The sequence below is a fragment of the Bifidobacterium eulemuris genome, from assembly GCF_014898155.1.
GTDB lineage: Bacteria > Actinomycetota > Actinomycetes > Actinomycetales > Bifidobacteriaceae > Bifidobacterium > Bifidobacterium eulemuris.
Genome location: NZ_CP062938.1, coordinates 2,614,339 through 2,639,031 on the forward strand (window position 1 = coordinate 2,614,339; position 24,693 = coordinate 2,639,031).

17 protein-coding genes are annotated in these 24,693 nt (G+C 64.4%); 13 read left to right on the plus strand and 4 right to left on the minus strand.

Features of this window, described 5'->3' with window-relative positions; translation table 11 throughout:
* Window positions 1-64: 64 nt before the first annotated feature.
* Entirely contained in the window at window positions 65-2,398 is a 2,334-nt protein-coding gene (locus BE0216_RS10660) for a glycoside hydrolase family 3 N-terminal domain-containing protein (RefSeq protein ID WP_094637543.1), read from the plus strand.
* Between the two features lie 123 nt (window positions 2,399-2,521).
* Entirely contained in the window at window positions 2,522-3,730 is a 1,209-nt protein-coding gene (locus tag BE0216_RS10665) for a glycoside hydrolase family 1 protein (RefSeq protein ID WP_094637544.1), read from the plus strand.
* On the opposite strand, the gene BE0216_RS10670 is transcribed toward BE0216_RS10665, so the two are convergent.
* A complete protein-coding gene (locus BE0216_RS10670; protein ID WP_094637545.1) occupies window positions 3,703-4,530 on the minus strand; it encodes a MerR family transcriptional regulator in 828 nt (275 codons plus the stop codon). The genes BE0216_RS10665 and BE0216_RS10670 overlap by 28 nt on opposite strands.
* Before the next feature lie 104 nt (window positions 4,531-4,634).
* Here BE0216_RS10670 and BE0216_RS10675 point away from each other — a divergent pair, with 104 nt between their 5' ends.
* From BE0216_RS10675 to BE0216_RS10685, 3 genes are all read left to right on the plus strand, one after another.
* Window positions 4,635-5,489, plus strand: coding sequence for an SDR family NAD(P)-dependent oxidoreductase (locus BE0216_RS10675; protein ID WP_094637546.1), 855 nt, complete (start codon window positions 4,635-4,637; stop codon window positions 5,487-5,489).
* A 121-nt stretch (window positions 5,490-5,610) separates the two neighbouring features.
* On the plus strand, window positions 5,611-6,894 hold the full coding sequence (locus BE0216_RS10680) for an L-lactate MFS transporter (protein ID WP_226805781.1): 1,284 nt from the start codon (window positions 5,611-5,613) through the stop codon (window positions 6,892-6,894).
* Window positions 6,895-6,942: 48 nt separating this feature from the next.
* Window positions 6,943-7,980, plus strand: coding sequence for a Gfo/Idh/MocA family protein (locus tag BE0216_RS10685; protein WP_094637547.1), 1,038 nt, complete (start codon window positions 6,943-6,945; stop codon window positions 7,978-7,980).
* Between the two features lie 82 nt (window positions 7,981-8,062).
* On the opposite strand, the gene BE0216_RS10690 is transcribed toward BE0216_RS10685, so the two are convergent.
* Entirely contained in the window at window positions 8,063-9,133 is a 1,071-nt protein-coding gene (locus tag BE0216_RS10690; protein WP_094637548.1) for a LacI family DNA-binding transcriptional regulator, read from the minus strand.
* 340 nt (window positions 9,134-9,473) lie between these two features.
* Here BE0216_RS10690 and BE0216_RS10695 point away from each other — a divergent pair, with 340 nt between their 5' ends.
* The 5 genes from BE0216_RS10695 to BE0216_RS10715 all read left to right on the plus strand — a co-directional run bounded on the left by BE0216_RS10695 (window position 9,474) and on the right by BE0216_RS10715 (window position 18,485).
* On the plus strand, window positions 9,474-10,781 hold the full coding sequence (locus BE0216_RS10695) for an MFS transporter (protein WP_094637549.1): 1,308 nt from the start codon (window positions 9,474-9,476) through the stop codon (window positions 10,779-10,781).
* Between the two features lie 124 nt (window positions 10,782-10,905).
* Window positions 10,906-13,584, plus strand: a complete 2,679-nt coding sequence (locus BE0216_RS10700) for an alpha-L-rhamnosidase (protein ID WP_094637550.1) — start codon at window positions 10,906-10,908, stop codon at window positions 13,582-13,584.
* Window positions 13,585-13,706: 122 nt separating this feature from the next.
* Complete coding sequence (locus tag BE0216_RS10705; protein ID WP_094637551.1) at window positions 13,707-15,035, plus strand: MFS transporter; 1,329 nt, start codon at window positions 13,707-13,709, stop codon at window positions 15,033-15,035.
* Between the two features lie 337 nt (window positions 15,036-15,372).
* Window positions 15,373-18,207: a glycoside hydrolase family 3 C-terminal domain-containing protein gene (locus BE0216_RS10710; RefSeq protein ID WP_226805782.1), complete on the plus strand. Its 2,835-nt coding sequence runs from the start codon at window positions 15,373-15,375 to the stop codon at window positions 18,205-18,207.
* On the plus strand, window positions 18,204-18,485 hold the full coding sequence (locus tag BE0216_RS10715) for a hypothetical protein (protein WP_226805783.1): 282 nt from the start codon (window positions 18,204-18,206) through the stop codon (window positions 18,483-18,485). The genes BE0216_RS10710 and BE0216_RS10715 overlap by 4 nt, the downstream gene beginning before the upstream one ends.
* Before the next feature lie 118 nt (window positions 18,486-18,603).
* Here the strand turns inward: BE0216_RS10715 and BE0216_RS10720 are convergent, their stop codons facing one another.
* Window positions 18,604-19,878 carry an MFS transporter gene (locus BE0216_RS10720; RefSeq protein ID WP_094637553.1) on the minus strand — a complete coding sequence of 425 codons (1,275 nt, stop codon included), beginning with the start codon at window positions 19,876-19,878 and terminating at the stop codon, window positions 18,604-18,606.
* Window positions 19,879-20,126: 248 nt separating this feature from the next.
* Here BE0216_RS10720 and BE0216_RS10725 point away from each other — a divergent pair, with 248 nt between their 5' ends.
* The 3 genes from BE0216_RS10725 (at window position 20,127) to BE0216_RS10735 (ending at window position 24,100) form a co-directional block, all read left to right on the plus strand.
* Window positions 20,127-20,846 carry a TetR/AcrR family transcriptional regulator gene (locus tag BE0216_RS10725; protein ID WP_226805784.1) on the plus strand — a complete coding sequence of 240 codons (720 nt, stop codon included), beginning with the start codon at window positions 20,127-20,129 and terminating at the stop codon, window positions 20,844-20,846.
* Between the two features lie 189 nt (window positions 20,847-21,035).
* Window positions 21,036-22,625: a DUF5605 domain-containing protein gene (locus BE0216_RS10730; RefSeq protein WP_094637555.1), complete on the plus strand. Its 1,590-nt coding sequence runs from the start codon at window positions 21,036-21,038 to the stop codon at window positions 22,623-22,625.
* A gap of 128 nt (window positions 22,626-22,753) precedes the next feature.
* Window positions 22,754-24,100: an MFS transporter gene (locus BE0216_RS10735; RefSeq protein WP_094637556.1), complete on the plus strand. Its 1,347-nt coding sequence runs from the start codon at window positions 22,754-22,756 to the stop codon at window positions 24,098-24,100.
* Here the strand turns inward: BE0216_RS10735 and BE0216_RS10740 are convergent.
* Window positions 24,091-24,684: a TetR/AcrR family transcriptional regulator gene (locus tag BE0216_RS10740; protein ID WP_094637557.1), complete on the minus strand. Its 594-nt coding sequence runs from the start codon at window positions 24,682-24,684 to the stop codon at window positions 24,091-24,093. The two genes, BE0216_RS10735 and BE0216_RS10740, sit on opposite strands and share 10 nt — an antisense overlap.
* Between the last annotated feature and the right edge of the window lie 9 nt (window positions 24,685-24,693).

Genomic DNA, 24,693 nt, shown 5'->3' on the forward strand with positions numbered 1-24,693 from the left:
ATGGTGTGAAAATACCAAATGGTAATTAACATTCGGCGCAACTTCAGCGAGGAAGGCGAAACCCATGGCCGAGAACACAGCCACCCTGCCCTACAAAAACCCCGATCTTCCGGTCGAGGAGCGCATCGCGGACCTTTTGGGCCGCATGACCCTCGAGGAGAAGGTCGGCCAGATGATGCAGCTCGACGCCCGCAGCGGAGACCTGGACGATCTGATTGTCGGCAAGCACGTCGGTTCCATCCTGCACACCAGCCCCGAGGATCTGCCCCGCGCTGTGGAGACGGTGAACACCAAAACCCGCCTCGGCATCCCGCTGGTCATCGGCGACGACTGCATCCACGGCTACTCGTTCTGGCCGGGAGCCACGATCTTCCCCGAACAGCTCGGCATGGCCGTCAGCTGGGACAGCGAGAAAATCGAGGCGATGGGCCGCGCCACCGCCGAGGAGGTCTCCACCACCGGCGTGCATTGGACCTTCTCCCCGGTGCTGTGCATCGGACGCGACACCCGTTGGGGACGCGTGGGCGAGACCTTCGGCGAGGATCCGATGCTGATCGGCGAACTTGCCTCCGCCATCGTCAAGGGCTATCAGGGCGGCGCCAAGGCGGGCGAGCCGCTCGCCAAGGACGCGATCCTCGCCTGCGCTAAGCATTTCGCCGGATACTCCGAAACCCAAGGCGGCCGTGACGCCTCCGAGGCCGATCTGAGCCACCGCAAGCTCGAATCCTGGTTCCTGCCGCCGTTCGAACGCGTCGCCAAGGAAGGCTGCGGCACGTTCATGCTCGGCTATGAATCCATCGAAGGCGTGCCGGTCACCTTCAACAAGTGGCTGCTGAGTGACAAGCTGCGCGGCGCGTGGAACTACCAGGGCACGCTCATCACCGATTGGGACAACGTCGGCCGCTCGGTATGGGAGCAGCACGTCAAGCCCGACTACGTGCATGCGGCCGCCGACGCGGTCAAGGCCGGCAATGATCTGGTCATGACCACGCCGCAGTTCTACGAGGGTGCCATTGAGGCCGTCAATACCGGTCTGCTCGACGAGTCGTTGATCGACGCCGCCGTGGAGCGCATCCTCGCGCTCAAGTTCCGCCTTGGACTGTTCGAGGATCCGCGCCTGCCCGATTCCGAACGCATCAAAGCCGTCATCGGCTCCGACGAGCACCAGCGTCTCAATCTCGAGCTCACCCGCGAATCCGTGGCGCTGCTCAAGAACGACGGCGCGCTGCCGTTCGCTCCTGGCAAGGCGAAGCGCATCGCCGTGGTCGGCCCTCTCGCCGACGACGCGCAAACCCAGCTCGGCGACTGGGCGGGCAGCTCCGGACAGGTCAACTGGATGCCCGAGGGCCATCCGCGCGAGATGATCACCACCGTGCTCGACGGCGTCAAGACGATCGCCGGCGAGGCCGGAGCCGAAGTCGTCTACTCGCGCGGCGCCAACATCATCGACCTTGTGCCCGATCCCGAAGGCGAGTTCTATCCCGACGGACAGCCCCGTCCGAAGATCGGCGTCGCGGCCCCCGTCGACCAGGCGCTGCTCGATGAGGCCGTGGCCAACGCCCGCCAATCCGACCTGATCGTGGCCGTGGTGGGCGATGTGATCCAGCTCATCGGCGAGGGGTGCTCCACCGGCACGCTGGAACTCGTGGGCGGTCAGAACGCGCTGATCGACGCGCTCGCCGCCGTCGCCAAGGAGACCGGCAAGCCCTTCGTCGTGGTGCTGGTCAGCTCCAAGCCCCAGGTGATGCCGGCCAGCGTGGTCGGTGGATACGGCGTGGCCGATAAGCCTTCCGACTCCGGCGTGAGCGCCTTCCTGTGGGCGCCGAGCCCCGGCATGAAGGGCGGGCAGGCCATCGCCGAAATCATCTTCGGCCTGACCGAACCCTCCGGCCGTCTGCCGATCACCTTCCCGCGCCATGCGGGCCAGCTGCCGGTCTACTACAACCAGATCCGCGGCCAGCACGGCAACCGTTACGCCGACCTCACCCAGGATCCGGCGTACGCGTTCGGCGAAGGCCTGAGCTACACGACCTTCGAATACGGCGACGTGGCGATCACCAACGCCAACGAATCCAAGCCATTCGTCGAAACCGACACTGTGCACGCCGAGATCACCCTGACCAATACGGGCGATCGCCCCGGCACCGAGATCGTGCAGGCCTACATCGGTGACATCGTCACCTCCTACAGCTGGACCGACCGCGAGCTCAAAGCCTTCAAACGCGTGGAACTTGCGCCGGGGGAGAGTCGGACCGTCTCCTTCGACATTCCGGTCGCGGACTGCACCATCGTTGACGCGGACGCCAACCGCATCGTCGAAGCCGGCGAATTCGAGCTGCTCATCGGACATTCGTCGCGCCGCGAGGATCTCAAGCGCGCCACGTTCACGGTCGCTTAATACCCGTCCGCCCCGTTGCAAGACGGTTGGCGAAACGCCCATCCGGGTTGAACGCGACGGCCGCCGAACAGGATTCGGCGGCCGTCGCCCATATGCGTGCATACAAGGAAGGAATGGAAACCAATGACGTACGATGACGAGCTCGCGGCCCGATATCCCGCAGGTTTTCTCTGGGGAGCGGCCACCGCCGCCCACCAGATCGAAGGCAACAACATCAACTCGGACTGGTGGGCGAGGGAGCATGCCGTGCCCGCGTCGGTGAAGGAGCCGTCCGGCGACGCCGTGGACAGCTACCACCGCTTCGACGAAGACATCCGACTGCTGGCCGACGCCGGACTGCGGACCTATCGCTTCTCCGTGGAATGGGCCCGCATCGAACCCGCGCCGGGATGCTTCTCGAACGCCGAACTCGCGCATTACCGCAGGATGATCGAGGCATGCGTCACCGCAGGAGTCGAACCGATGGTGACGCTGATGCATTTCACCACGCCGCAATGGTTCGCGCAGTCCGGCGGATGGACGCAGGAGCGTGCCGTCGAACTGTTCGTCCGCTACGTGCGGCGAGTGATGGGCATCCTCGGCGATGACGTCCGGCTGGTGTGCACGATCAACGAACCGAATATCGCGTCGATGATGGCGCGGTTCCATGACGAGTCGGCCGACCTGCAGGCCGCCGGCCTCCCCGAACCCGACATGGCCATCGCCGAAGCGTTGCGGGACGCGCATAAGGCCGCGGTTTCGGTATTGCGGGAGGGCGGCTATCAGGCCGGTTGGTCGGTGGCCACCCAAGCGTTCTATGCCGATGCCTGTGAGGACCGTGACGGCGCGCCGACCGCCGACGAGGTGCTGCGGGCGTACGCCTGGCCTCGCGAACGGTGGTTCATCGACGCGGCCCGCGGCGACGACTTCATCGGCGTGCAGGCGTACACGCGCACCCGCATCACCGCCTCCGGCCCGCAGCCGGTGCCGGATGGCGCGGAGCTCACCAAAAACGGCTGGGAATACTATCCTCAGGCGTCGGGCGACGGCATCGACCTGGTGCGCGCCATGCTGCCCGATATGCCGATCTACATCACCGAGAACGGCATCGCCACCGACGACGACGCGCGGCGCGTCGACTATCTGCGCGGCTCGCTGACCGCGATCGCCGACCGGATCGAAGGCGGTGCCGATGTGCGCGGCTTCTACTGCTGGTCGTTGCTGGACAATTACGAATGGGGCGATTTCGCGCCGACCTTCGGTCTGATCGCCGTCGACCGCGAGACGTTCGAACGCACGGCGAAGCCCAGCCTCGGCTGGCTCGGTCAGATCGCGCAGCGGTGCCGCGAATAGCGGATCGACACCTTGCCGCGTGACGCGCGGCTGCCCCAGATCTCCGTCATGGTGGCGTGGGGCCATTGTTCGGGATCATCGCGCATCGTCATGGCGAAACCCTCGTCGAAGCACTGCGAAAGGCGGTCGCGTTCGATCGCCATGCTTTGCGCGGGTCCTCCCGCGGGGTTGAGCACGGTGATCGACCCGTCGAAACGGTACGGGCCGTCGGGCGCGTCCTGCGGGTCGAACTGGTGGTAGGCCCACGCGCGCTCGTGAAGATGGTCGATGAGGATGCCACGCCGAAGCAGGGGCGTGGCATCGGCCTTGCGCATGGCGTCGCGCAACGCCGACATGGTGCGCAGATACCGTTTGATGGCGAACGGTTGGTCGTAGGCCCAAGGTTTGGCCGCCAGCCAGGTGGGCCGCAGGTCCGACGAGACCACGCCGTCCTCGGGAGTCTGCGCCTTGCGGACGATCTCATCCAGATAATCGTTGAGACTGGCCTGCTGTTTGCGCAGGCGCGCGATCTCGTCATCCACCCGGGCGCGGCTGGCGCTCAGCACGCCGCGCCAATCCAACGTGCCGTCCTCCAAACGATGTCGTTCCAGCGAGTCCAACGGCATGCCGGTCGCCAGGCAGATGCGCACGACGTCAAGCTCCAGCACCTGGTCGGGGGAGTAGTAGCGGTAGCCGGTCTGCGCGTCCACGACCTCGGGCTTGAGGATGCCGTGCGCGTCGTAATAGCGCAGCGCCTTCGTGGTGATTCCGTCCAGTTTGGCGACCTCGCCGATCGTCAGCAGCTCGTCATCGTCGGCCACGCGCACCTCCTTGACCTTGCCCCTGGGGCAAAGTCTAGCATTCCGGATGTCGCTCCGAACGAAGACGGTACGGGGCAAGCCGCATATACAAGGAGGTAGCTGCCATGCAGGCGGAAGAGAAACGTGATTGGCTGGGCATCGCGGGGGATGTCTGCGTGGTGACCGGCGCGGTGGGCGGCATGGGCACCGCGATCTGCGGGGAGCTGGCCAAGTCCGGGGCGCGGCTGGCCATGGTCGACGTGTCCGAGGAGGCCACCCGGCAGTTCGCCGACGAGATCGGCTCGACCTATGGTGTGGAGGCCAGGGGGTATGGTTGCGACATCTCCGACGCCGACGACGTCGCCATCCTCAAAGACAAGGTGCTCGCCGATTTCGGCACCGTGGACGTGCTGGTCAACACGGTCGGCATCCTGCGCTTCGCGCCCCTGGAAGATCTGCCGCTTGACGACTGGCGCGACGTGGTCAACGTGAACCTCACCGGCGCGTTCATCCTTTCGCAGGCTTTCGGCAAGGTGATGCTGGAGCATAGGTCCGGACGCATCGTCCACATCTCCACGGTCGCCTCGCATTCGCCGGAGACCTTCTCCGGCGCGTACTCCTGCGCGAAGGCGGGACTGGGCATGTTGTCCAAAATGCTCGCCGCCGAATGGGGGCCGTTCGGCATCCGCAGCAACTGCGTGTGCCCCTGTTTCGTCAAAACGCCTATGTCGGCGTCGTTCTACGCCGACCCGAAGGTGACCGAGGAACGGGAACGGCTTATCGCCTCGCGCCGCATCGGCGAGGTGGAGGACATCGCCAACGCCGTGGCGTTCCTGGCGAGCCCGCGTTCCGACTTCGTCAACGGCGACGAGATCAGCGTCGACGGAGGTTTCCACCTGATGATGGGGGATCTGACGCCCAAGCCGGGCGGCCGCCGCCAGTTCGCCGTCAATTCGCTGAAGCAACGCGGACTGATCTGAGCCCATGCTTCGGGGCGTGAGACCGGCGGCACCCATCCCGCGTGCGATCGCCGCCGGCGAACCCATATCGAACCCATATCGAATCGTCAACATTCCAATACCTGATATCAAGGAGCAATACGTGTCTTCGACAACCACGGCCGTCGCCTCGCCCAAAGAGGCCAACCGATACGGCGTGCTGGCCGCCGCCTTCGTGGTCATGTTCTTCGTGGCCTCCATCGCCCTGTTCAGCGTGTTCCTCACGCCGCTGAGCGAACAGCACGGGTGGAGCACCGCCGAGGTGAGCCTGTCGTATTCGATCTTCCAGACGGTGATGGCCGTCACCGGCATCTTCTCCGGCCGGATCTGCGACAAATTCGGTCCGCGCAAGGTGATGCTCATCGGCGGCTTCGTCTTCGGTCTCGGCTGGTTCCTGACCGGCATGGCCGGCAGCGTCCCGATGCTGTACCTGTTCCACGGCCTGATCGCTGGCATGGGCAACGGTCTGGTCTACAATCCTGCGCTGACCACCGCGCAACGCTGGTTCCCCGACATCCGCGGCAAGGCCTCGGGCATCCTGCTGGCCGCCGCGGCCATCGGCCCGGCCACGCTTTCGCCGATCGCGAGCCTGCTGTCCAGCACCTTCGGCGTCTCGACCGCATTGAAGATTCTCGGCGTGACCTTCTGGGCGGCCATCACTCTGGGGGCGCTGTTCGTCTCGCCGGCACCGGCCAACTACCAGCCGAACGGCTGGAATCCGCCCGACGAGAGCAAATCGGACAAAGCGCGGGTGCCCGTGGACGGCTTCGACTGGAAGGGCATGCTGTCCACGCCGCGCTTCTACGTGCTGCTGCTGATCTACGCCGCGGCCGCGACCGCCGGCACCATGCTGGTCGGCGCGCTCTCCTCGATCGCACAGGAACAGGTCGGCGCCGTGGGCGCGATGAGCGCCGCCGCGTTCGGTGCCATGGTGGTGTCCATCAACACCTTGTCCAACTTCGTGGGGCGCTTGGCATTCGGCGCGTTCTACGACAGGTTCGGCGCGTTCCGCTGCCTGTCCGTGATGCTGGTGGTGACCGCCGCCGCGATGGTCGCGATGTCGTTCGCCACGACCGCGCCGTTCTTCATCGGATGCGTGATCGTGTTGGGCTGCGCGTTCGGCGCGCTGCTGGTGATCTATCCGCCATTGACCGGTGAGACCTTCGGCGCCACACATTTGGGCATCAACTACGGCATCATGTTCCTCGGCTACGCGCTCGGCGCGTGGATCGGGCCCCGCATCGCCACCAGCCTGCACAGCGAGGCGTTCGGTTACCGATACGCCTTCTACGCGGCCGCGGCGATCACCGTGATCGGCCTGGTCGTGACCCTGCTGCTCGCCGCCAAGGTCAGGCGCGCCGGCACCATGCGCGCTCCCCGCCGTTGACGATTCCATCCAACTCGATCCACACCCACACACAAAGGAGCCATCATCATGACCGAACAGCTCAGACTCGCCGTCGTCGGCGCCGGTGCCATGGGCCGCGACCATATCCGCTACATCCAAGACGATCCGGGCTCCACGCTCGCCGCCATCGCCGACCCCACGGACGAGGCGCACGCGCTCGCCGACTCCCTTGGCGTGCCGTGGTTCGCCGACTGCGAGGACATGGCAGGCGCGGGTGGACTCGACGGCGTGGTCATCGCCTCGCCGAACCATCTGCATCTGGCGAACGCCCGCGCCGCGATCGCCCACGGCATCCCCGCGCTGGTGGAGAAGCCGATCAGCGACGACCTCGACGACGCGCGCGCCTTCGCCGCCGAGGCTCGTTCGTCTGGCGTGCCCGTGCTGGTGGGCCAGCATCGTCGGCACAACCCCAAGGCGCGCCGCGCCAAGGAGATCATCGATTCCGGCGCGCTCGGCACCATCGTCGCGGTGTCGGTGCATTACGGCATCTACAAGCCGGACGGCTACTTCGATATTCCGTGGCGTCGCCAGAAGGGCGCGGGGCCAATCCTCGTGAACATGGTGCATGACGTGGATATGCTGCGCTTCCTGTTCGGCGAGCCGACGGAGATCCAAGGCATGGCCGCCAACCGGGCTCGCGGCTTCGAGGTGGAGGACACCGCCGTGGTCAACGTGCGCTTCGCCAACGGCACGCTTGGATCGATCACCCTCTCCGACGCGGCGGCCAGCCCCTGGAACTGGGAATCGACCGCCCGCGAGAATCCCTTCTTCGCGCCCTTCGACACGGACGCCTACTACATCATGGGCACCAAGGGATCGCTGTCGATGCCGCAGCTCAAGCTGTTCACCCACGATGGCGGCGTGAGCGACTGGACCAAGCCGTTCGTCTGCGAGATCCAGGGCGTGCGAGAAGGCTTGCCTCACCGTCTGCAGCTCAAGCATTTCCTCGAGGTGATCCGCGGCGAGGCGAACCCGCTGGTCACTCCGGAGGATGCCATCAAATCGCTGGAGGTGCTGAACGCCATCAAACGCGCCGCCGACGAAGGCGAGATGATCCGGCTGTAGGCCGACGCGCGAACGCGCAGATGCGGCGGGCCGTCCACGCGATGTGGAGGTCCGCCGTTTCGTATAACCGTGCGAAGGGCCGCTATCGCCGGGTGGAGGCGCGGCGGACCATCGTAGGGTCGAGCAAGGTGGAGCCGTGGATATGCGTGGGATTGTTGATCTCGTCGAGCATCGTCATCATGGCTTTGCGCCCCATATCCGCGCCCGGCGCAGAGACGACGGTGAGCGGTGTATTGCCGATGGCTTCGAGTCGTGAGTTCTCGGTGCCGATGACGCTGACGTCGCCGGGTATCGAACACAGGCCGCCATCCGTCAATCCCAACGTCAATCCCATCGCAAGCTGGTCTCCGCCCGCGACGATGCCGTCAGGCGGCAAGTCGCCATCCTCGCCGTGGGATGTGGATGCCTGCTCGGCATGGGCATCGGCGAGCCGACGGCCGATCTCCATGCCGTCTTCAACCGCGAGTCCACCCGAATCGATTATGGTGAGTGTCACGTCCGCGCTGGAGCGCATCACGGCCTGCTGCATGCCCAAGTAGCGGTCCTGGATCGACTCGTAGTCGAAGGAATGGGCGACGAACGCCAGTCGCCGGCATCCGGTGCGGATAAGCTCCTCGGCGGCGAGGCGTCCGCAGGCCACGTTGTTCTCCTGCACGCTGCAGACGGCGTTCTCTCCGGCGGGGGAGGTGTGGTCGAGCAGAATGATGGGTTTGCCCGCGGCGTCGGCGATGGCGATGTCCTCCCGCGGATCCTGCACGGTGGCGAGCATGATGCCTGCCACATCGGGCATCTGCGCGAACAGGCGCACCAGTTCGTGCTGCCGGTCGAGGTCGGAGAAGGCGTTGGTCGCGATCACCTGCATGCCGTTGTCCTCGCACACCTCCTGGATCCCTTCGAAAATCGAGGTGAACAGGGAATGCTCGATGTCGGTCATCACATATCCGATCAGCGGTGTGGCGAGTGCCGAGGATGCGGCGGAAACGGGCATGGCGCGTCGCGGCACATATCCGAGTTCGGCGATGGAGGCGCTGATCTTCGCCTTCAGGGTGTCGGAGACGCGTTCGGGATAGTTGAGGTAGTTCGACACGGTGCCGATGGACACTCCCGCATGTTTGGCGACATCCGACACCCCGATTTTCTTCGTTGATGGCATGCGCGTCCTCCTGACTCGTCGCCGTGTGGGCGGGATGGGCTGATGTGTTCCACAATACGCCGAATCTCGTACGATGTCTTTGAAAACTTTCAACACGCCGAGTGGAAAGATTTGAATATTTCAAAATATAGGAATACAATCAAGGATATCAAGGTGGAACGGAGAATATGCGACGAATTGCTCGCCTTCCCCGATAAAGCCAAGAGAACTCAAGAATAACAATGGTGTTGTTGTGAGATTGACTCACGGAACGTCTGTTGAATATCTTGAAGAGAATTGAAAATATCAATTCAGGTTTCAAGCCATGGTGGGCATGAAACACGAGGTGCAAGGAAAAGATATGAATACTTCAACGAAGCAGGACAAGGGACTCGGCGGATATATGCCGCTGGCCGTCGCCGCCGGCATCGGCTCGATGCTCGGCTCCGGCATCATCGTCGGCCTGTCCTCGACCATCACCGTCTGGCAGGACGGCCTGGGACTGAACACCACCGAGGTCGGCGTGCTCTCCGGCGTGCTCACCTTCGCCATCGCCTTCGGATCCCTGTTCGGCGGCCGCCTCGCCGACAGGATCGGCCGCGTCACCTTCTTCAACTGGATCAACCTGTTCTACGCCATCGGCGCGGGCATCTGCATCTTCGCCAACGACTTCACCGTACTGCTCATCGGTCTGATCATCGCAGGCATCGCCTCCGGCGCCGACCTGCCGGTGTCGATGACCGTCGTCTCCCATGACGCGCCGAACGACCAGATGGCCGCCCGCCTCGTCTCCACCACCCAGGTGTTCTGGCAGATCGGCGTGTTCATCTCCTTCATCTGCGCCTTCCTCGTCTCCACGATGCCCGGCGCCACAGGCGGCCGCGTCGTGTTCGCCATCCTCACGGTGTTCGCCGTCGTCGCATGGCTGTGGCGTCTGATGTCGCCCACCTTCCGCCGCTTCCACGAGGAGGCCGACGCCCGCGACGCCGCCCAGGGCCGCGAGGCCTCCACCGAGAAGGTCTCCGTCACCAAGGTGCTGTTCGGCGCCGATAAGAAGATGTTCCTCGGATTCTTCCTGTCCATCATGGTCTTCTATCTCGGCTGGAACCTGCTGGCCAACACCTGGGGCCAGTTCCAGACCTACATGTTCGTGCAGGCCAACGCCTCGCAGACCCTCGCCACTGGTCTGGGCATCATCCTCAACTTCGTGACGCTTGTTCTCAACATCGCCTTCGCGTCCATCGCCGGCGGCAAATACCGCAACAGGCTCTTCTACGTCGGCATGGCCATCACGCTGGTCTCAATGGTCATGCTTTCGCTGGGCGGCACCAATCTGTGGGTCATCGTCGCCGCCACCGCCATCATGAACGTCGGCGGCCCGTTCGCCGGCGAAGCCCTCTACAAGGTGTGGACCCAGGAATCCTTCCCGATTGAGGTACGCGCCTCCATCCAAGGCTTCATCAACGGCTTCTCCCGCCTGTGCTGCGGCCTGTTCGCCCTGGTCACCCCGGCCCTGGTGGTGCCGGCCGTCATCAAAACCACCATGTGGGGCTTCGTGGGGGTCGTCATCATCGAACTCATCGCCGGCTCCGTGATGCTGGCCCTGCAGAAGAAGTACGGCACCGATGAAGAGCGTCGGGCGAAGGCCTTGGCCTCGTCCGAAGCCTGACGGCGCGCCCCGCTCCGGGCGGGCGGCGACCCGGTCGTTCCCGTCCCGCCCGAAGCGACGGACCATGCGAGACAAGAAACACACACGAGACGACATCACGCAATAAGCTGACGAAGGAACCATCATGAACACCACCACGCATACGCCGCAGATCGTGCCGGCCGTGACCGCCGGAGACCTCGACATCACCCGTTTCACCGTCGAACATTACCCCGGCGACGCGCTCGGCATCGGCACCGCAGCCCCGCGTATGAGCTGGGTGTACGCGAAACCCGTTCCGGAGGACGCGCAGATCCTGCTCAAGCTCACCCGCCGCGTGCCCGGCGGAGAGCCGGTCGAGCTGGAAACCTATCTGCCGGTCGCCGACAGCGTGCTCGTGCCCTGGCAGTTCGAACCGCTGGTCTCCCGTGAGGAGGTGTACGCCACCGTGCAGGTGGTGTCGGCCAGCCACCAGCCGTTGGGGGATCCCAGCGAGACGCTGCATTTCGAAGCCGGTCTGCTGCTGGAGCACGACCATGTGGCCGATTTCGTTGGACCTTCGTGGGCTGAACCGCAAAGCGACCACCGTCACCTGCCGCTGGTGCGTACCGAGGTGGACTTGCGGGACAAGCCGTCCCGCGCCCGCCTGTACCTGTCCGCGCTGGGCCTGGTCGAGGCGGAGATCAACGGCGTCAAAGTCGGCAATGACGCGCTGATCCCCGGCTGGACGAACTACGAGAGGCGCGTGGAATGCTGGACTTACGACGTGGCCGACGCGCTTCAGGCCGGCGGCAACGCGTTGGGATTCTGGCTGGGCGACGGCTGGTTCCGCGGCCGCGTCGGCTTCGACGGCGGCTATGCGAACTACTACGGCGATAGGATCGGCGTGTTCGCGCAGCTCGAGGTCGAATACGCCGACGGCGTCACCGAGGCCTTCTACTCCAATTCGTGGGACCGTCGATGGAAGGCCGCGCTCGGCCCCATCGTCTGCTCCGACCTGTGCGAGGGGGAGCGGTACGACGCCCGTCTCGAACGGCCGGGCTGGTCCGAACCCGGTTTCGACGACTCCGACTGGGCGCCCGTCGCCGAGGTGTTCTACGATCCGGCGAATATCGAAAACCCCGAAACCTCGCCGGTGCGCGCCCACGAGGAGCATAAGCCCCTCTCCATCACCCGCATTGACGACACAGCGCAAGGCCGGGGCGTGTGGCTGGTCGACTTCGGCCAGAACTGCTCGCAGCGTATCCGCCTGCATATGCGCGGCCTTTCCGCCGGCGAGACGGTGGAGCTGCGGCACGTCGAAGTGCTCGAACCCGACGGCACGATCGCCACACGCACCCTGCGCCGCGGCCAGCAGCACGACGTCTACACCTCCAACGGACGTGACGCCTGGTGGGAGCCGCGCTTCGCCATGCACGGCTTCCGTTACGCGCAGATCGAGGGATTGCCGGGCGAACTGACCGCCGACGACATCGAATGCCGCGTCTACCATTCGGTGATGGACCGGGCCGGCGAGTTGGAGACCTCCGACACGCTGCTCAACCGTCTGCACGCCAACGCCGTATGGTCCATGCGCTCCAACTTCGTCTCCCTGCCCACCGACTGCCCCCAGCGCGACGAGCGGCTGGGCTGGACCGGCGACATCTGCCTGTTCGCGCCCACCGCCAGCTACCTGTACGACGTGCAGGGATTCCTCGGCAGCTGGCTTAAGGACGTGCGCGCCGACCAGACCAAATGGGGCACCGTGCCGTTCTATGTGCCGTTCATCCCGCTCGGCGTGTGGGCCCACCCGCAGGCCATCTCCACATGGGGCGACGCCGCGGTGGAGGTGCCGTGGACGCTGTACATGGACAGCGGGGACACGAAGGTGCTGGAGGACTCCTACGATCTGGTCTGCGACTGGATCGACGAGGTCGCCGGCTACCTGTCGGACGACGGCGTGTGGGACCGCAAACCGGATTTCGTGCTCGGTCAGCTGGGCGACTGGCTCGACCCGGCCGCCCCTCCGGAGGATCCCACCCAGGCGATGACCGAGAAGGAACTCGTCGCCACCGCGTTCTACTACCGCAGCTGCGTGCAGGCCCAAGCCATCGCCCGCATCCTCGGCCGCGACGCGGACGCCGAACGCTTCGCCGGACTGCGTGATCTCGTACGCGGCGGATTCCTCGCCCGCTTCACGAAGCTCGACGGCACCATGACCTCCGACACGCAATGCGCCTACGCGCTGACCATCGCCTTCGGCCTGCTCGACGACGAGCCCGTGCGCCGCATCAAGGCCGGCAACCGACTGGCCGAACTCGTGCGCCTGTCCGGCGGGCGGGTGAGCACCGGCTTCGCCGGCACGCCGTTCGTACTGCCCGCGCTGAGCATCACCGGCCACGACAAGGAGGCATACGAGCTGCTGACCTCGACCGAATGTCCCAGTTGGCTGTACCAGGTCAGGATGGGCGCCACCACCACATGGGAACGCTGGGACTCGATGCGCGAGGACGGCACGCTCAACCCGGGCGGCATGACCTCGTTCAACCATTACGCGCTGGGTTCGGTGGCCGAATGGATGCACGCGCGCATCGGCGGCCTCGAGGCCATCGAGCCGGGTTGGCGGCGGTTCCGCGTCTCGCCGCGCGTCGGCGGCGGCATCGACCACGCCTCCACCTCGCATATCACCCCCTACGGCAAGGCCGCGGTCGACTGGCGGGGCGCGGATGACGTTCTGGAACTGACCGTCGCCGTGCCGGTCGGCACCACGGCGCTCGTCGAAATCCCCGACTACGAGCCCCGCGAGCTCGGCGCGGGCGAGCACCGGCTCGAATTCCGCCGATAGGCGTCACCCATCCTCGCCCAACGGTGCCGCCGGGTCCGAACCCCTCGTGCCCGGCGGCACCGCCGCTCCTTTCGATATTCTTCAATCTTTCGACTTCGATAGTTTCAGCAAAGGAAGCACTGATGACACTCAACGAAGAGTCGTCGACGACTCGCACCGCAGCCGCTACGGCAACCGTCTCCAACCTCGCGCCCGATACCGGACGCCCCCTGAGCAGTCGGGAGAAGATACGCTTCGGCGTGGGCTTCGCGCTGTTCTCCCTGATCTGGATGACCGCCGGCACCTCCGGCTCGGCCGTGCTGCTGCCGCAGCGCTTCACCGAACTGGGCATCGGCGTGCCCGAGGTGATCCTCGGCACCATGAACTCCGTGGGCTGCGTGTTCGCGCTGGTGGCCAACGTCGTGTTCGGCGCGCTCTCCGACATCACGCGCTCGCGGTTCGGCAAACGCACGCCGTGGATCGTCGTCGGCGGATTCATCACCGCGGCCGGATACGTGCTCGCCTCGCAAAGCGTCGACCTGTTCGGCATCGTGGCGGGCTGGTCCGTCGTGCAGGTGGGCGTGAACATGATGATCGCCCCGGCCGTGGCCGTGCTCTCCGACCGCATCCCCGAAAGCACGCGCGGCACCTTCTCCGCGTTCTACGGCGGCGCGCAGATCGTCGGCCAGTCCGCCGGCACCTTCCTGGGCGCGCAGTTCATCGAGAAGATGGGGCAGGGCTTTATGGTTGGCGTCGCGCTGTTCGCCATCACCGGCGTCGTGACCGTGCTGGTATGGCCCCGCGAACGCTCGTCGAAAGCCTCCGACCCCTCCTCCGACGGCGGGACGGCCGCCCGGCTGGACGCCAAAGCCATCCTCAGGTCGTTCGTGCCGCCCACGAGGAACTGCCGTGATTTCTATCTCGCTCTGGTCGGCCGTCTGATGCTCATCCTCGGCTGGTCGATGATCCAGGGCTACCAGCTGTACATCCTGCAGAAGTACTGCGGCCAGACGACCGAGGAATCCGCGGCCACGATCTCCACGATGTCGGTGGTCTCCATGGTCGTGCTCATCATCACCTCCGTGGTCTCCGGGCCGATCTCCGACCTGCTGCACCGGCGCAAGATCATCGTGGCCATCGGATCGGTGATCATCGCGGTCGGCATCGCCATCCCATGGTTCATGCCCACCGGATTCGGCATGGTCCTGTTCGCCGGCGTCGGCGGTTTCGGCTACGGCATCTACATCGCCGTCGACCAGGCGCTCAACGTCGACGTGCTGCCCAGTCAGGAGGAGGCCGGCAAGGACCTCGGCATCCTCAACCTCGCCAACACGGTCGGGCAGGTGCTCGCCCCGGTGATCGTCGGCGCGATCGTCGTGGCCACCGGCAGCTACGCGACGCTGTTCCCGATCGCGCTCGCCAGCGTGCTGGCCGGCGCCGTGGTGATCATGTTCATCCGCAAAGTGAGGTGAGCGGACCCCGCTCAATCGCGGCCCGGTGCCGACGGTTCGATACGACCGTCGGCACCGGGCCTTCGCGTATGCGCGGTGCCCGCGCGGTATGCGGATGATGCCGCGATTGATGCCAACCATGCCGTTTGCTGAACGAAGCCCATTGTTTTCCGGTGAAATGGAATCACTCGCAGCGGATGGTCCTTATGGCGTGGAGGCCATGCAGGACGATCCGCTTCGGAGGGCAGTAACAACCGCAAGACAGAGGAGCAGGCGCAATGCGTTACACCCATGCAATCCACTCCGCGTCCCCGTCCGGCGTGTCCGGCGTGCGACGCTCCGACCGGAAGGAGTGGCGATGAAGAAGTTCATGCATCCGGTCAGCAAGAAATTCGGCGTGTTCGGCTTGGTGATGGTGGTCATCCTCACCATGACGATGATCGTCGCCAATGTGGCGCTCAACCGGTATTCCAGCACGATCTCGTCCACACTGGACCTCAACAAGCAGATCAGCGACGGCGGCGACGACGCGATCTACGAGCAGGCCCGCGAGATCACGCAGGAGATCGGCGGCGAAGGCACCACCCTGCTGAAGAACGAGAACGATTCGTTGCCGCTGACCACCAACAAGATCAACGTGTTCGGCTACAGCAGCGTGAACCTGGTCTACGGCGGCTCCGGATCGGGATCCACCTCCGGCGCCTCCTACAGCGACACCCTCAAGGAGTCGTTCGAGGCCGAAGGTCTGGAAATCAACGAGGACCTGTGGGACTTCTACACCGATAAGTCCGAGGACAGCGCCTCGTGGAACGTGTTCTCCCCGAACGGCGGCGACTACAACATCTACGACGCCAACTGCACCGAAGTGCTCGATATGATGGACTCCGCCAAGGAGTACAGCGACACGGCCGTGATCGTGTTCTCCCGCGCCGGCGGCGAGGGCGGCGACCTGCCCATGGACATGGGCGTGACCGACGAGACGACCGGAGAAGGCCTGGTCGGCGGCGACGAGGGCAAAAGCTACCTCGAGCTGCAGGACACGGAGCTTGAGCTGCTCCACGCCGTCGAACAGAACTTCGACAACGTGATCGTGCTCATCAACTCCTCCCACGCCATGGAACTGGGCTTCCTGGAGGACGAGGGCGTGGACGCCGCACTGCAGATCGCGGGCCCCGGCGCCACCGGCATGCGCGGCGTGGCCGACATCCTGCTCGGCGAGACCAACCCGAGCGGCCATCTGGTGGACACCTACGCCTATGACGTCAAAAGCGCGCCCTCCTACTACAACATGGGCGACTGCGGCTACTCCGACTACGAGCAGGAGATGTCCGACAGCTACTTCTACTTCGAGGAGAACATCTACACCGGCTACCGCTTCTATGAGACCGCCGCCGAGGAACAGGCCGTGATCACCGCCGCCGACGGCACGGTGTACGACTACTCCGACTACGACAGCATCGTGCAGTATCCGTTCGGCTACGGCCTGAGCTACACCACCTTCGACTGGGAGCTCGAGGACTACACGGTCGACGGCCAGGGCGGCGACGTGACCGCCACCGTGAAGGTCACCAACACCGGCGACGTCGCGGGCAAGGACGTGGTGCAGCTCTACTACAGTGCCCCGTACATCCAGGGCGGCATCGAGAAGTCGGCCGTCAACCTCGGCGCCTTCGCCAAGACGGATCTGCTGGAGCCGGGCGAATCCCAGGACGTCGAGCTGACCATGACCTTCGACGACATGGCCTCCTTCGACTATGAGGACGCCGGCGCCTACGTGATGGACGCGGGCACCTACACCTTCAGCCTGCGCACCGACTCGCACACCGTCAAGAACGACGACGCCGAGTTCACCTACGATCTGTCCGACACGATCATCTACGACGACGACCATGACGGCAAGCGCTCCACCGACGAGGTGGCCGCCGTCTCCCAGCAGGAGTTCCAGGACGCCGGCTCGTTGGAGACCAACATGACCTACCTGTCCCGCGCCGATCTGGCCGGCACCTTCCCGAAGGTGGAGCGCCGCCTGAACCCGACCGAGATCCCGGATGAGGTGAAGGCCCGTCTCGAAGACAACGGTCCCGGCTCCACCGTGCTGGAAACCGCCGATACCGACGTCGAAACCCCGATCACCGACGCGGACAACGGTCTGAGCGTCGACGACCTGGCCGGCGTCGATTACGACGACGAGCAGTGGGATCTGCTGGTGCAGCAGATGAGCGTGGACGAGCTGGTGGAGCTCACCGGCAACGCCGGCTGGCAGACCTCAGCGATCGAATCCGTCGGCAAGAAGGCCACGGTCGACATCGACGGTCCGCAGGGCCTCAACGGCTTCAACTTCAGCGGCACCAAGATGAACACCTACACCTCCGAGGTGCTGATGGGCATGACCTGGAATGTCGACCTGATTAACGAGATGGGCTCCATCTACGCGCAGGAGGCGCTCTCCTGGGGCATCGTCGGCATCTACGCGCCGGCTATGAACACCCACCGTTCGCCGTTCGGCGGCCGCAACTTCGAGTACTTCTCGGAGGATCCGACCCTGTCCGGCCTGCTGGCCGTCGCTGAGGTGAGCGGCATGCAGGGCGAGGGCGTGTACGTCTACGCGAAGCATTACATGCTCAACACGCAGGACACGAACCGAGACGGCGCCGCGAACTGGTGCAACGAGCAGGCGCTGCGCGAGATCTACGCCCGTCCGTTCGAGCTGGCCATCAAGAAGGCCGACTGCACCGGCCTGATGACCGAGCTGTCGCGCATCGGCACCTCGTGGAGCTCCGCTACCAAGGCGCTGTGCGACGAGCTGCCGCGCGACGAATGGGGCTTCAAGGGCAAGATCATCACCGACGGCGTCGGCCCCGGCGGCGACTACTACATGCTCCCGGATTACGCGATCGCGGCGGGCAACGACATGATGCTGACCCGCGCCAGCGGCGACTGCGGCTACACGTCCACCACGCTCGACAGCGACTACGGCATCACCCAGATGCAGAAGGCCGCCAAGAACATCCTGTACGTGTACGCCAACAGCAAGGCCTCCGAGGTGAGCGGCAAGTACGACGTGAACTGGGAGTGGGCGTGGATCGCGGGCAATGTGGTGCTCGCGGTGGTCACCCTGGCCCTGTTCGTGACCCTTCCGGTGCGCGCGTGGTGCGCTCCGGCGAAGAACGACGACGGAAAGGCGATGGCATGATGAGCAAGTCATACCAGGAATTGAAAACATCCCCGGCGATCAACCTCGTCTGGCTCGTGCTGATCGTGGCCAGCGCGTCGATCGGCATCCTGGCGGGAGTCATCTACATCCTCGCGGTGACGAACGTGCAGATCCTGAGCTGGTCCATCGGGTACGTGCTGACCTCCGGCACCAACGCGGCGATCATGACCCCGTGCCTGGTCGCGTTCTGCGTCAGCGCCGTGGTGTTCGTGCTGTGCATGCTCAAGAACGTCATCCTCAAAGCGTTGACGAAGTAAGAGCGAGCCGGTGACCGTACGGTCCCGCGACGAGAGATGGGCGGTCTCCTTGAAGGAGACCGCCCATCTCTCGTTTTCCGCGACTGTGGCGTGGCCGGCGAGGGGCGCGGCGGGTGGACTAGCGCACTTTTTTGATGAACATGATCACGACGGCGCCGGCCATCACGGCGATGATGGCCACTGGGAACACGAGGAAGTATCCGCCGGTGGCGACCACGATCGAGGAGACCACGATCGGCGCGATGACCTGGCCGAGGGTGTTGGCGAGGTTGAGGATTCCGAGATCCTTGCCGGCCTCGTCGGGATTGGGAAGCACATCGACGTTGAGCGCCTGGTCGACGGCCATGTAAATGCCGTAGCCGAGACCCATCACCGCGGCGTAGACGAGCATGGCGGTGCGGGTCGGCCACAGCCACGGCACGGCGATGCCGACGGCGATGATGGCGGAGGAGACGAACACAGGAATCTTGCGCCTGCCGATCCTGTCGGAGATGGGACCGGAGATCAGCGAGACGGCGAGCGAGACGATCATGGTGATCACGGCCATGGTGGAGACGGTGGCCGCCGCGGTGGCGTCGTCCTGGCCGATGTAGCGCATGCAGACATACAGCTGGTAGCCGACGATCATGTTGTATCCGAAAATCAGCATCAGACGGCCGACCAGAGCCTTATAGAAGTCGGAGGCGCCCTTGGTCGGCGGGCGGAACTGCAGCGCCACCTGCTTGAGGCTGAACTTCTGGGCGGAATCGTTCTTCGCGGGGAGCTCGCGGGGAATAAGGGCCACGGTGCCGATGCCGCACAGGAACCAGCAGACGGTGCCGATCATGAAACCGGTCGTCGGGGCGTCGATGAACGCGGATCCGATGATGGTGCCCAGCGATTGGCCGACGATCTGTCCCGCCCCGTAGAAGGCGCTCATGGTGCCGCGGTACTTCTGCGGCACACGGTCGGAGAGGATGGCGACGCAGGGGGCGAGCATGCAGTTGAGGCCGACCTGCAGCAGCGACCATGAGGCGACGATGGTGGGCAGGGTGACGGAGATGGACGTCAGGTAGAAGCCGACGCCGGCGATTGGTCCGCCGACGATGATCCATGGGGTGCGCTTGCCGAACCGGCTGTACGAGGCGTCGGAGAGCGCGCCGAACACCACGTTGGCCACAAGCGCGAAGATGATGCCGATGGAGTTCATCGTGCCCAGGATGGTCTCGCCCTGACCGATGCCCAGCGTGTTGAACCGCGCGGGCAGCAGCACGGTCGATCCGATGGTGCCGGACATCATGAAGACGATGCAGAAGAAGATGAATCCGGCGCCGAAGCGGCCGAGATCGAGTTTGCTGACGGGTTCGCCCGTGTCCGGGGCGAGTTCGTCGTTGGCGATGGTTTGCGATTCCATGTGCACACCTTCCTTGGTGTTTTTCATGCGGATATGACAACAACACTGTTCCGGTAGGTAGTTACTAGTTAATAGTTACTATCCAGTAACATCAGAATCTAACCGGAGGTCGAAACGTTGTCAACATGTGGAGGTTCGGGCGTGTCGTGGTTGATGTGGAGGCGGGTTGTGGGAGATTGGTTATTGATTACTGGTTACCGGTTGCTGACCGATACGATGATTCTGCGGATGCGAGGGGAGTGGACGATATGGCTGAAGATGGTGTGGGGGCGACCGTTGCGGACGCGGCGCGTGGGGAGGGCCGCGCTCGCATAGCCGAGATGATCGCCGGACATGGCGCCGCGAAGGGCGCTGGGGGTGCGAAGAGGCGGATGAGCTCGGAGGAGCGTTTCGAACAGATCGTGGATGTGGCGGTGCGTCTGATCGGACGTAAGGGTTATTACGGGATGTCGCTGCAGGACATCGCCTCGGAGATCGGCATTTCGCAGACCGCCGTGATCCATCGTGTGAAAAGCAAGCAGGGGCTGCTGATCGCGGTGATCGAACGGTATTACGACCGGACCGACGCGACCGTGAGCTATCTGTCGCAATTCGACGCCGGCGGCGAGCGGGAGGGCGAGCTGCCGAGGATCCCGCAGGCCTTGCGTGCGGTTGTCGAGCAGAACGCGCGGCAGCCGGAGCTGGTTCGCGTGTTCGAGATGCTCAACGCCGAGGCCATGTCTCCCGAGCATCCCGCGTACACCTACTTCGCCAAACGACCCCAGTGGATGCGGGACACCTATCGCGCGTACCGCTGGCAGGTGCCCGATGGCGTGGACGGCGAGTTCGTGTACATGCTGGCGAACGCCGCGATGTATGGCCTGGAGGGGCGTTGGCTGGCCCGTCCCGACGAAATCGACTTCCTGGCCGAATGGGAGCGCTATTCGGACTATCTGTTCCCGTTGCCGCAGTGGGAGGGATGCCGGTAGGCGGTGTGCTTCGCGTGTGTGCGCGAAACGCGGGCGCGTCGGGGTTGACGATATGGACGACTGGAGTTAAGTTATCTATCAGTAATCACTAACAAGTCGAATTGGTTCCGGTGTTCGACCTGTTGGCGGCTACCGATCACACCGATCAGCGCGCACGTCGCCGTGCGCCCGACGAAAGGCATACCAATCATGACTGCAATCGCGCATGTCGAACGCTACAAGATGTTCGAACTCAATCTCACCGGAACCTCGGCGGGCAACCCCTACGCGGATGTGACCCTTCGGGCGTCGTTCACCAGCCATGCCACCGGAGATTCCATCGACGTGAACGGTTTCTACCGTGGACAAGGGCGATATTCGATCCGCTTCATGCCGACCGAGGAAGGCGTATGGACGTATGGGACGCGAAGCGACGATCCCTCCATGGAAGAGCTGAAAGGCGAGATCGTCGTGGACCCCGCCGGCGAAGGCAACCACGGACGCGTGCTGAGGGCCTGCGACGTGGCCAAAGGCGCGCTGCGCGAAGCGTACGGCGCGCAATTGCCGTACTGCTTCTCCTATGAGGACGGCACACCCTACCAACCCCATGGCACGACATGTTACGCATGGACGAATCAGTCCGAGCGCGTGCAGGACCGTACTGTGGCCACGCTCGCCAAAGCGCCGTTCAACAAGATTCGCATGTGTGTGTTCCCCAAATACTACGACTTCAATACCGCGGATCCCGAGATGTTCGCCTATGAGGGGTCCATGGTCGAGGGATTCGACCACACGCGTTTCAATGAGCCGTTTTTCGAGAATCTCGACCGCCGCATCGCGCAGCTCGACGAGCTTGGCATCGAAGCGGATATCATCCTGTTGCATCCTTATGACAAGCCGGAATGGGGCTTCAGCTCGATGGGCGCGCAGGCCGACATGTTCTATCTCAGCTATATGGTCCGCCGGTACGCGGCCTACAAGAACGTGTGGTGGTCGTTGGCCAATGAGTATGACATTCTGCTGCCGCAGAAGCCGCTGGAGGACTGGCGTCGGTACGCCCGCGTGGTGATGGCGAACGATCCCTTCAACCACCTGCGTTCCGTCCACAACTGCGTGAAGGTGTACGACTACAACGAGGCGTGGTGCACCCACTGCTCGACCCAGCGCGTCGACGTGACCCGAACCACCGAATGCATCGCCGACTGGCGTCGCGAATTCGGCAAGCCGGTCGTGTGCGACGAGCCGGGGTATGAGGGCAACATCTATTGGGGATGGGGCAATCTTACCGGCGAGGAGCTGGTCCGCAGGTTCTGGGAAGGGGCGATGCGGCGCGGCTATGTGACCCATGGCGAAACGTTCATCGACCAGGGCGAGCAGGTGTGGTGGGCCCATGGCGGCGAATTGCACGGCGAGACGCCGGAGCGCATCGCGTTCATGCGCGGCGTGTTCGCGGATCTGCCGCTGGACGCGGCCCCTCTGGACGACGACATGCCGCCCGAATTCGTGTGGTCCGCGCCGGCGCCGTCTGAGGGCGGAGCGCCCTTTACGCCGCATGATGAGAAAGCGGGGCGGTATTGGGACGTGCCGGTGCTGCGCAGCGGCGACGACTACCAGCTTGCGTATTTCGGTTGGTACCGTCCCGCCTATCGTGAGTTCCTCCTGCCGGAGGGAGGTCGCTACGTCGTGGACGTGATCGACACATGGGACATGACGATCGACACGCTTCCCGGCACCTATGAGGGCTCTGTCCGCGTCGATCTGGGCCGCCAGTATATGGCCGTGCGCATCCGCAAGGCCTGATCTCCGTCTCCTTCTTCCTTTTCCCACGCGCGGGCCTCCTTCGGAAGGGCCCGCGGGTGGATATCGTCTCGTCGCTGACGTTCCTATCCTCTCCGTTCCTTTCCGTTTTTCGCTGCAAAGGTCCCACTATGCCTTCATCCGTCAAGCCTGCGGGCAAACTTTCGACATTGACCAAATTCGCGTTCGGTATGGGCGATTTCTGGACGTCCATCGGCAATATCGCCATGGCGACGTATCTGACCATGTTCTACACGGATGTGGTGCATCTTTCGGCCTCCATGGTCGCCTCGATGCTGCTGGTGGTGCGTCTGGCCGTCGCGTTCTGGGATCTGACCGTGGGGATCCTCGTCGACCAGACCTCGACCCGCTGGGGCAAGGCCCGTCCGTGGATGCTGTTCGGCGGCATCGCCTACGGCGTGGCGTTCCTTTTCCTGTTCGTCGACCCCTTCGGCGATTCTCTGGCCGGCGTCGTCTACGCATGGGTGGTGTATTCGGTGGTCAACATCGCCTATTCCACGGTCAACGTGTCGTACGCCTCGCTGACCTCGCTGCTGACACGGGATTCGGACGAGAAGACGCAGCTGAACATCTTCCGTATGACGCTGGCCAATGTGGCCGCCATGCTGGTATACGTGCTGGCCATGCCGGTGATCAACCTGTTCGGCGGGGAGTCGCTGGGGTGGAGCGTGTTCTTCGGCGTGATCGCGGTGATGATTCCGTTCGGCTACTGGTTCACGTTCGCGAACACCAAGGAGCGCGCGGTCCCGGCGGGCGGCGGGGTGGACAGGCGCCCGGTGGGGGACCACTTCCGCGCCCTGGCGCGCAACAAGTACTGGTGGCTGACGCTGGGGCTGAACTTCTCGTTGTGGATCTACAACGGCATCGCGAACGGCATGGCCGCGTACATCGCCAAATACGTGCTCGGCAATTCGAACCTGACCTCGGTGATCGGCCTGGCCACGGTGGTCCCGCTGATCGTCGGACTACCGTTCGCCGGTCCGCTGGTCGCCCGCTTCGGCAAACGCAATTCCTCGTTGGCCGGGCTTGCGCTGGTCGCCGCGGGAAGCCTGCTGGTGTTCGTCGACCCGACGAGCCTGTGGGTGTTCTTCGTCTCGATCATCGTGCGTATGGTCGGCATCGTGCCGATGAACGCCGCGCTGAACGCGATGAGCGGCGACGTGGTCGAATACGGGGAATGGAAGACCGGCGTGCGGTCCGACGGCATCGTGTTCAGCTCGTCGAGTTTTTCGATGAAGGTGGCCATGGGCGTCTCATCGGCCGCGATCGCCTGGATCCTCGGCGTCAGCGGTTATGACGGCACCGCCACCGTGCAGGCGCGGGCCACCGTCGACGCGATGGTGAACACCTTCGCATGGATTCCATTCGCCATGGTCGCGGTGATGGCCGTGCTGCTGCTGTGCTACGACCTCGACGGACGCCTTGCCGGCATCGCCCGCGACCGCGATCAGCGATAGCCGTCCCACAGGGGCAGCGGGAACAGCACGTCCTCGCATGCGGCCCACATGGACTTCAGATCCCTGCCGGGGGCGCGCAGCCAGCGCAGCTGCACGCCGTCCATCATGGAGAATCCGGCCTGCAGCAGACGCTCCACATCCACGTTTCCGGGCACATGCCAGCGGATGTTGAGCGCCATGTCGACGGTGGCGCGCTCGCGATCCTCGAAATAGTCGTGGGCCGGGTGCTCGGGGTCGAGCGCCTCGGCGCTTAGGGTGGAGAACATATGCACCAGCCGGGGGCGTTCGGCGTTGACGGCCACGGTGCGGCGCCACAACTCGGCGATCAGCGGACGTTCGTCGCGCACCATGGCGGCGGTGATGTCCTCGGTCTCGCGGTCGTACATTTCGGCGAGCACCAGGTTCAGCAGCCCCTCCTTGCTGCCGACGTGGTGGAGCACGCCGGCCTTGGTGAGTCCCACCTCGGTGGCGATGCGCTGCAGGGACGTGCCGTAATAGCCCAATGTGCCGAACGAGGCGACGGCCGCGTTGAGAATCGCGGCGCGTCGGTCGGTGTCGTTGGCGGTGCCGCTGTCGGAAGCCATGGTTCTCCT

Excerpts from the sequence above, each read along its gene's own strand:
- BE0216_RS10715 (WP_226805783.1), top strand. The coding sequence starts at position 18,204 with ATGATGAGCAAGTCATACCAGGAATTGAAAACATCCCCGGCGATCAAC.
- BE0216_RS10735 (WP_094637556.1), top strand. The coding sequence starts at position 22,754 with ATGCCTTCATCCGTCAAGCCTGCGGGCAAACTTTCGACATTGACCAAA.
- BE0216_RS10695 (WP_094637549.1), top strand. The coding sequence starts at position 9,474 with ATGAATACTTCAACGAAGCAGGACAAGGGACTCGGCGGATATATGCCG.
- BE0216_RS10675 (WP_094637546.1), top strand. The coding sequence starts at position 4,635 with ATGCAGGCGGAAGAGAAACGTGATTGGCTGGGCATCGCGGGGGATGTC.
- BE0216_RS10730 (WP_094637555.1), top strand. The coding sequence starts at position 21,036 with ATGACTGCAATCGCGCATGTCGAACGCTACAAGATGTTCGAACTCAAT.
- BE0216_RS10740 (WP_094637557.1), bottom strand. The coding sequence starts at position 24,684 with ATGGCTTCCGACAGCGGCACCGCCAACGACACCGACCGACGCGCCGCG.
- BE0216_RS10665 (WP_094637544.1), top strand. The coding sequence starts at position 2,522 with ATGACGTACGATGACGAGCTCGCGGCCCGATATCCCGCAGGTTTTCTC.
- BE0216_RS10690 (WP_094637548.1), bottom strand. The coding sequence starts at position 9,133 with ATGCCATCAACGAAGAAAATCGGGGTGTCGGATGTCGCCAAACATGCG.
- BE0216_RS10720 (WP_094637553.1), bottom strand. The coding sequence starts at position 19,878 with ATGGAATCGCAAACCATCGCCAACGACGAACTCGCCCCGGACACGGGC.
- BE0216_RS10725 (WP_226805784.1), top strand. The coding sequence starts at position 20,127 with ATGGCTGAAGATGGTGTGGGGGCGACCGTTGCGGACGCGGCGCGTGGG.
- BE0216_RS10660 (WP_094637543.1), top strand. The coding sequence starts at position 65 with ATGGCCGAGAACACAGCCACCCTGCCCTACAAAAACCCCGATCTTCCG.
- BE0216_RS10685 (WP_094637547.1), top strand. The coding sequence starts at position 6,943 with ATGACCGAACAGCTCAGACTCGCCGTCGTCGGCGCCGGTGCCATGGGC.
- BE0216_RS10705 (WP_094637551.1), top strand. The coding sequence starts at position 13,707 with ATGACACTCAACGAAGAGTCGTCGACGACTCGCACCGCAGCCGCTACG.
- BE0216_RS10710 (WP_226805782.1), top strand. The coding sequence starts at position 15,373 with ATGAAGAAGTTCATGCATCCGGTCAGCAAGAAATTCGGCGTGTTCGGC.
- BE0216_RS10700 (WP_094637550.1), top strand. The coding sequence starts at position 10,906 with ATGAACACCACCACGCATACGCCGCAGATCGTGCCGGCCGTGACCGCC.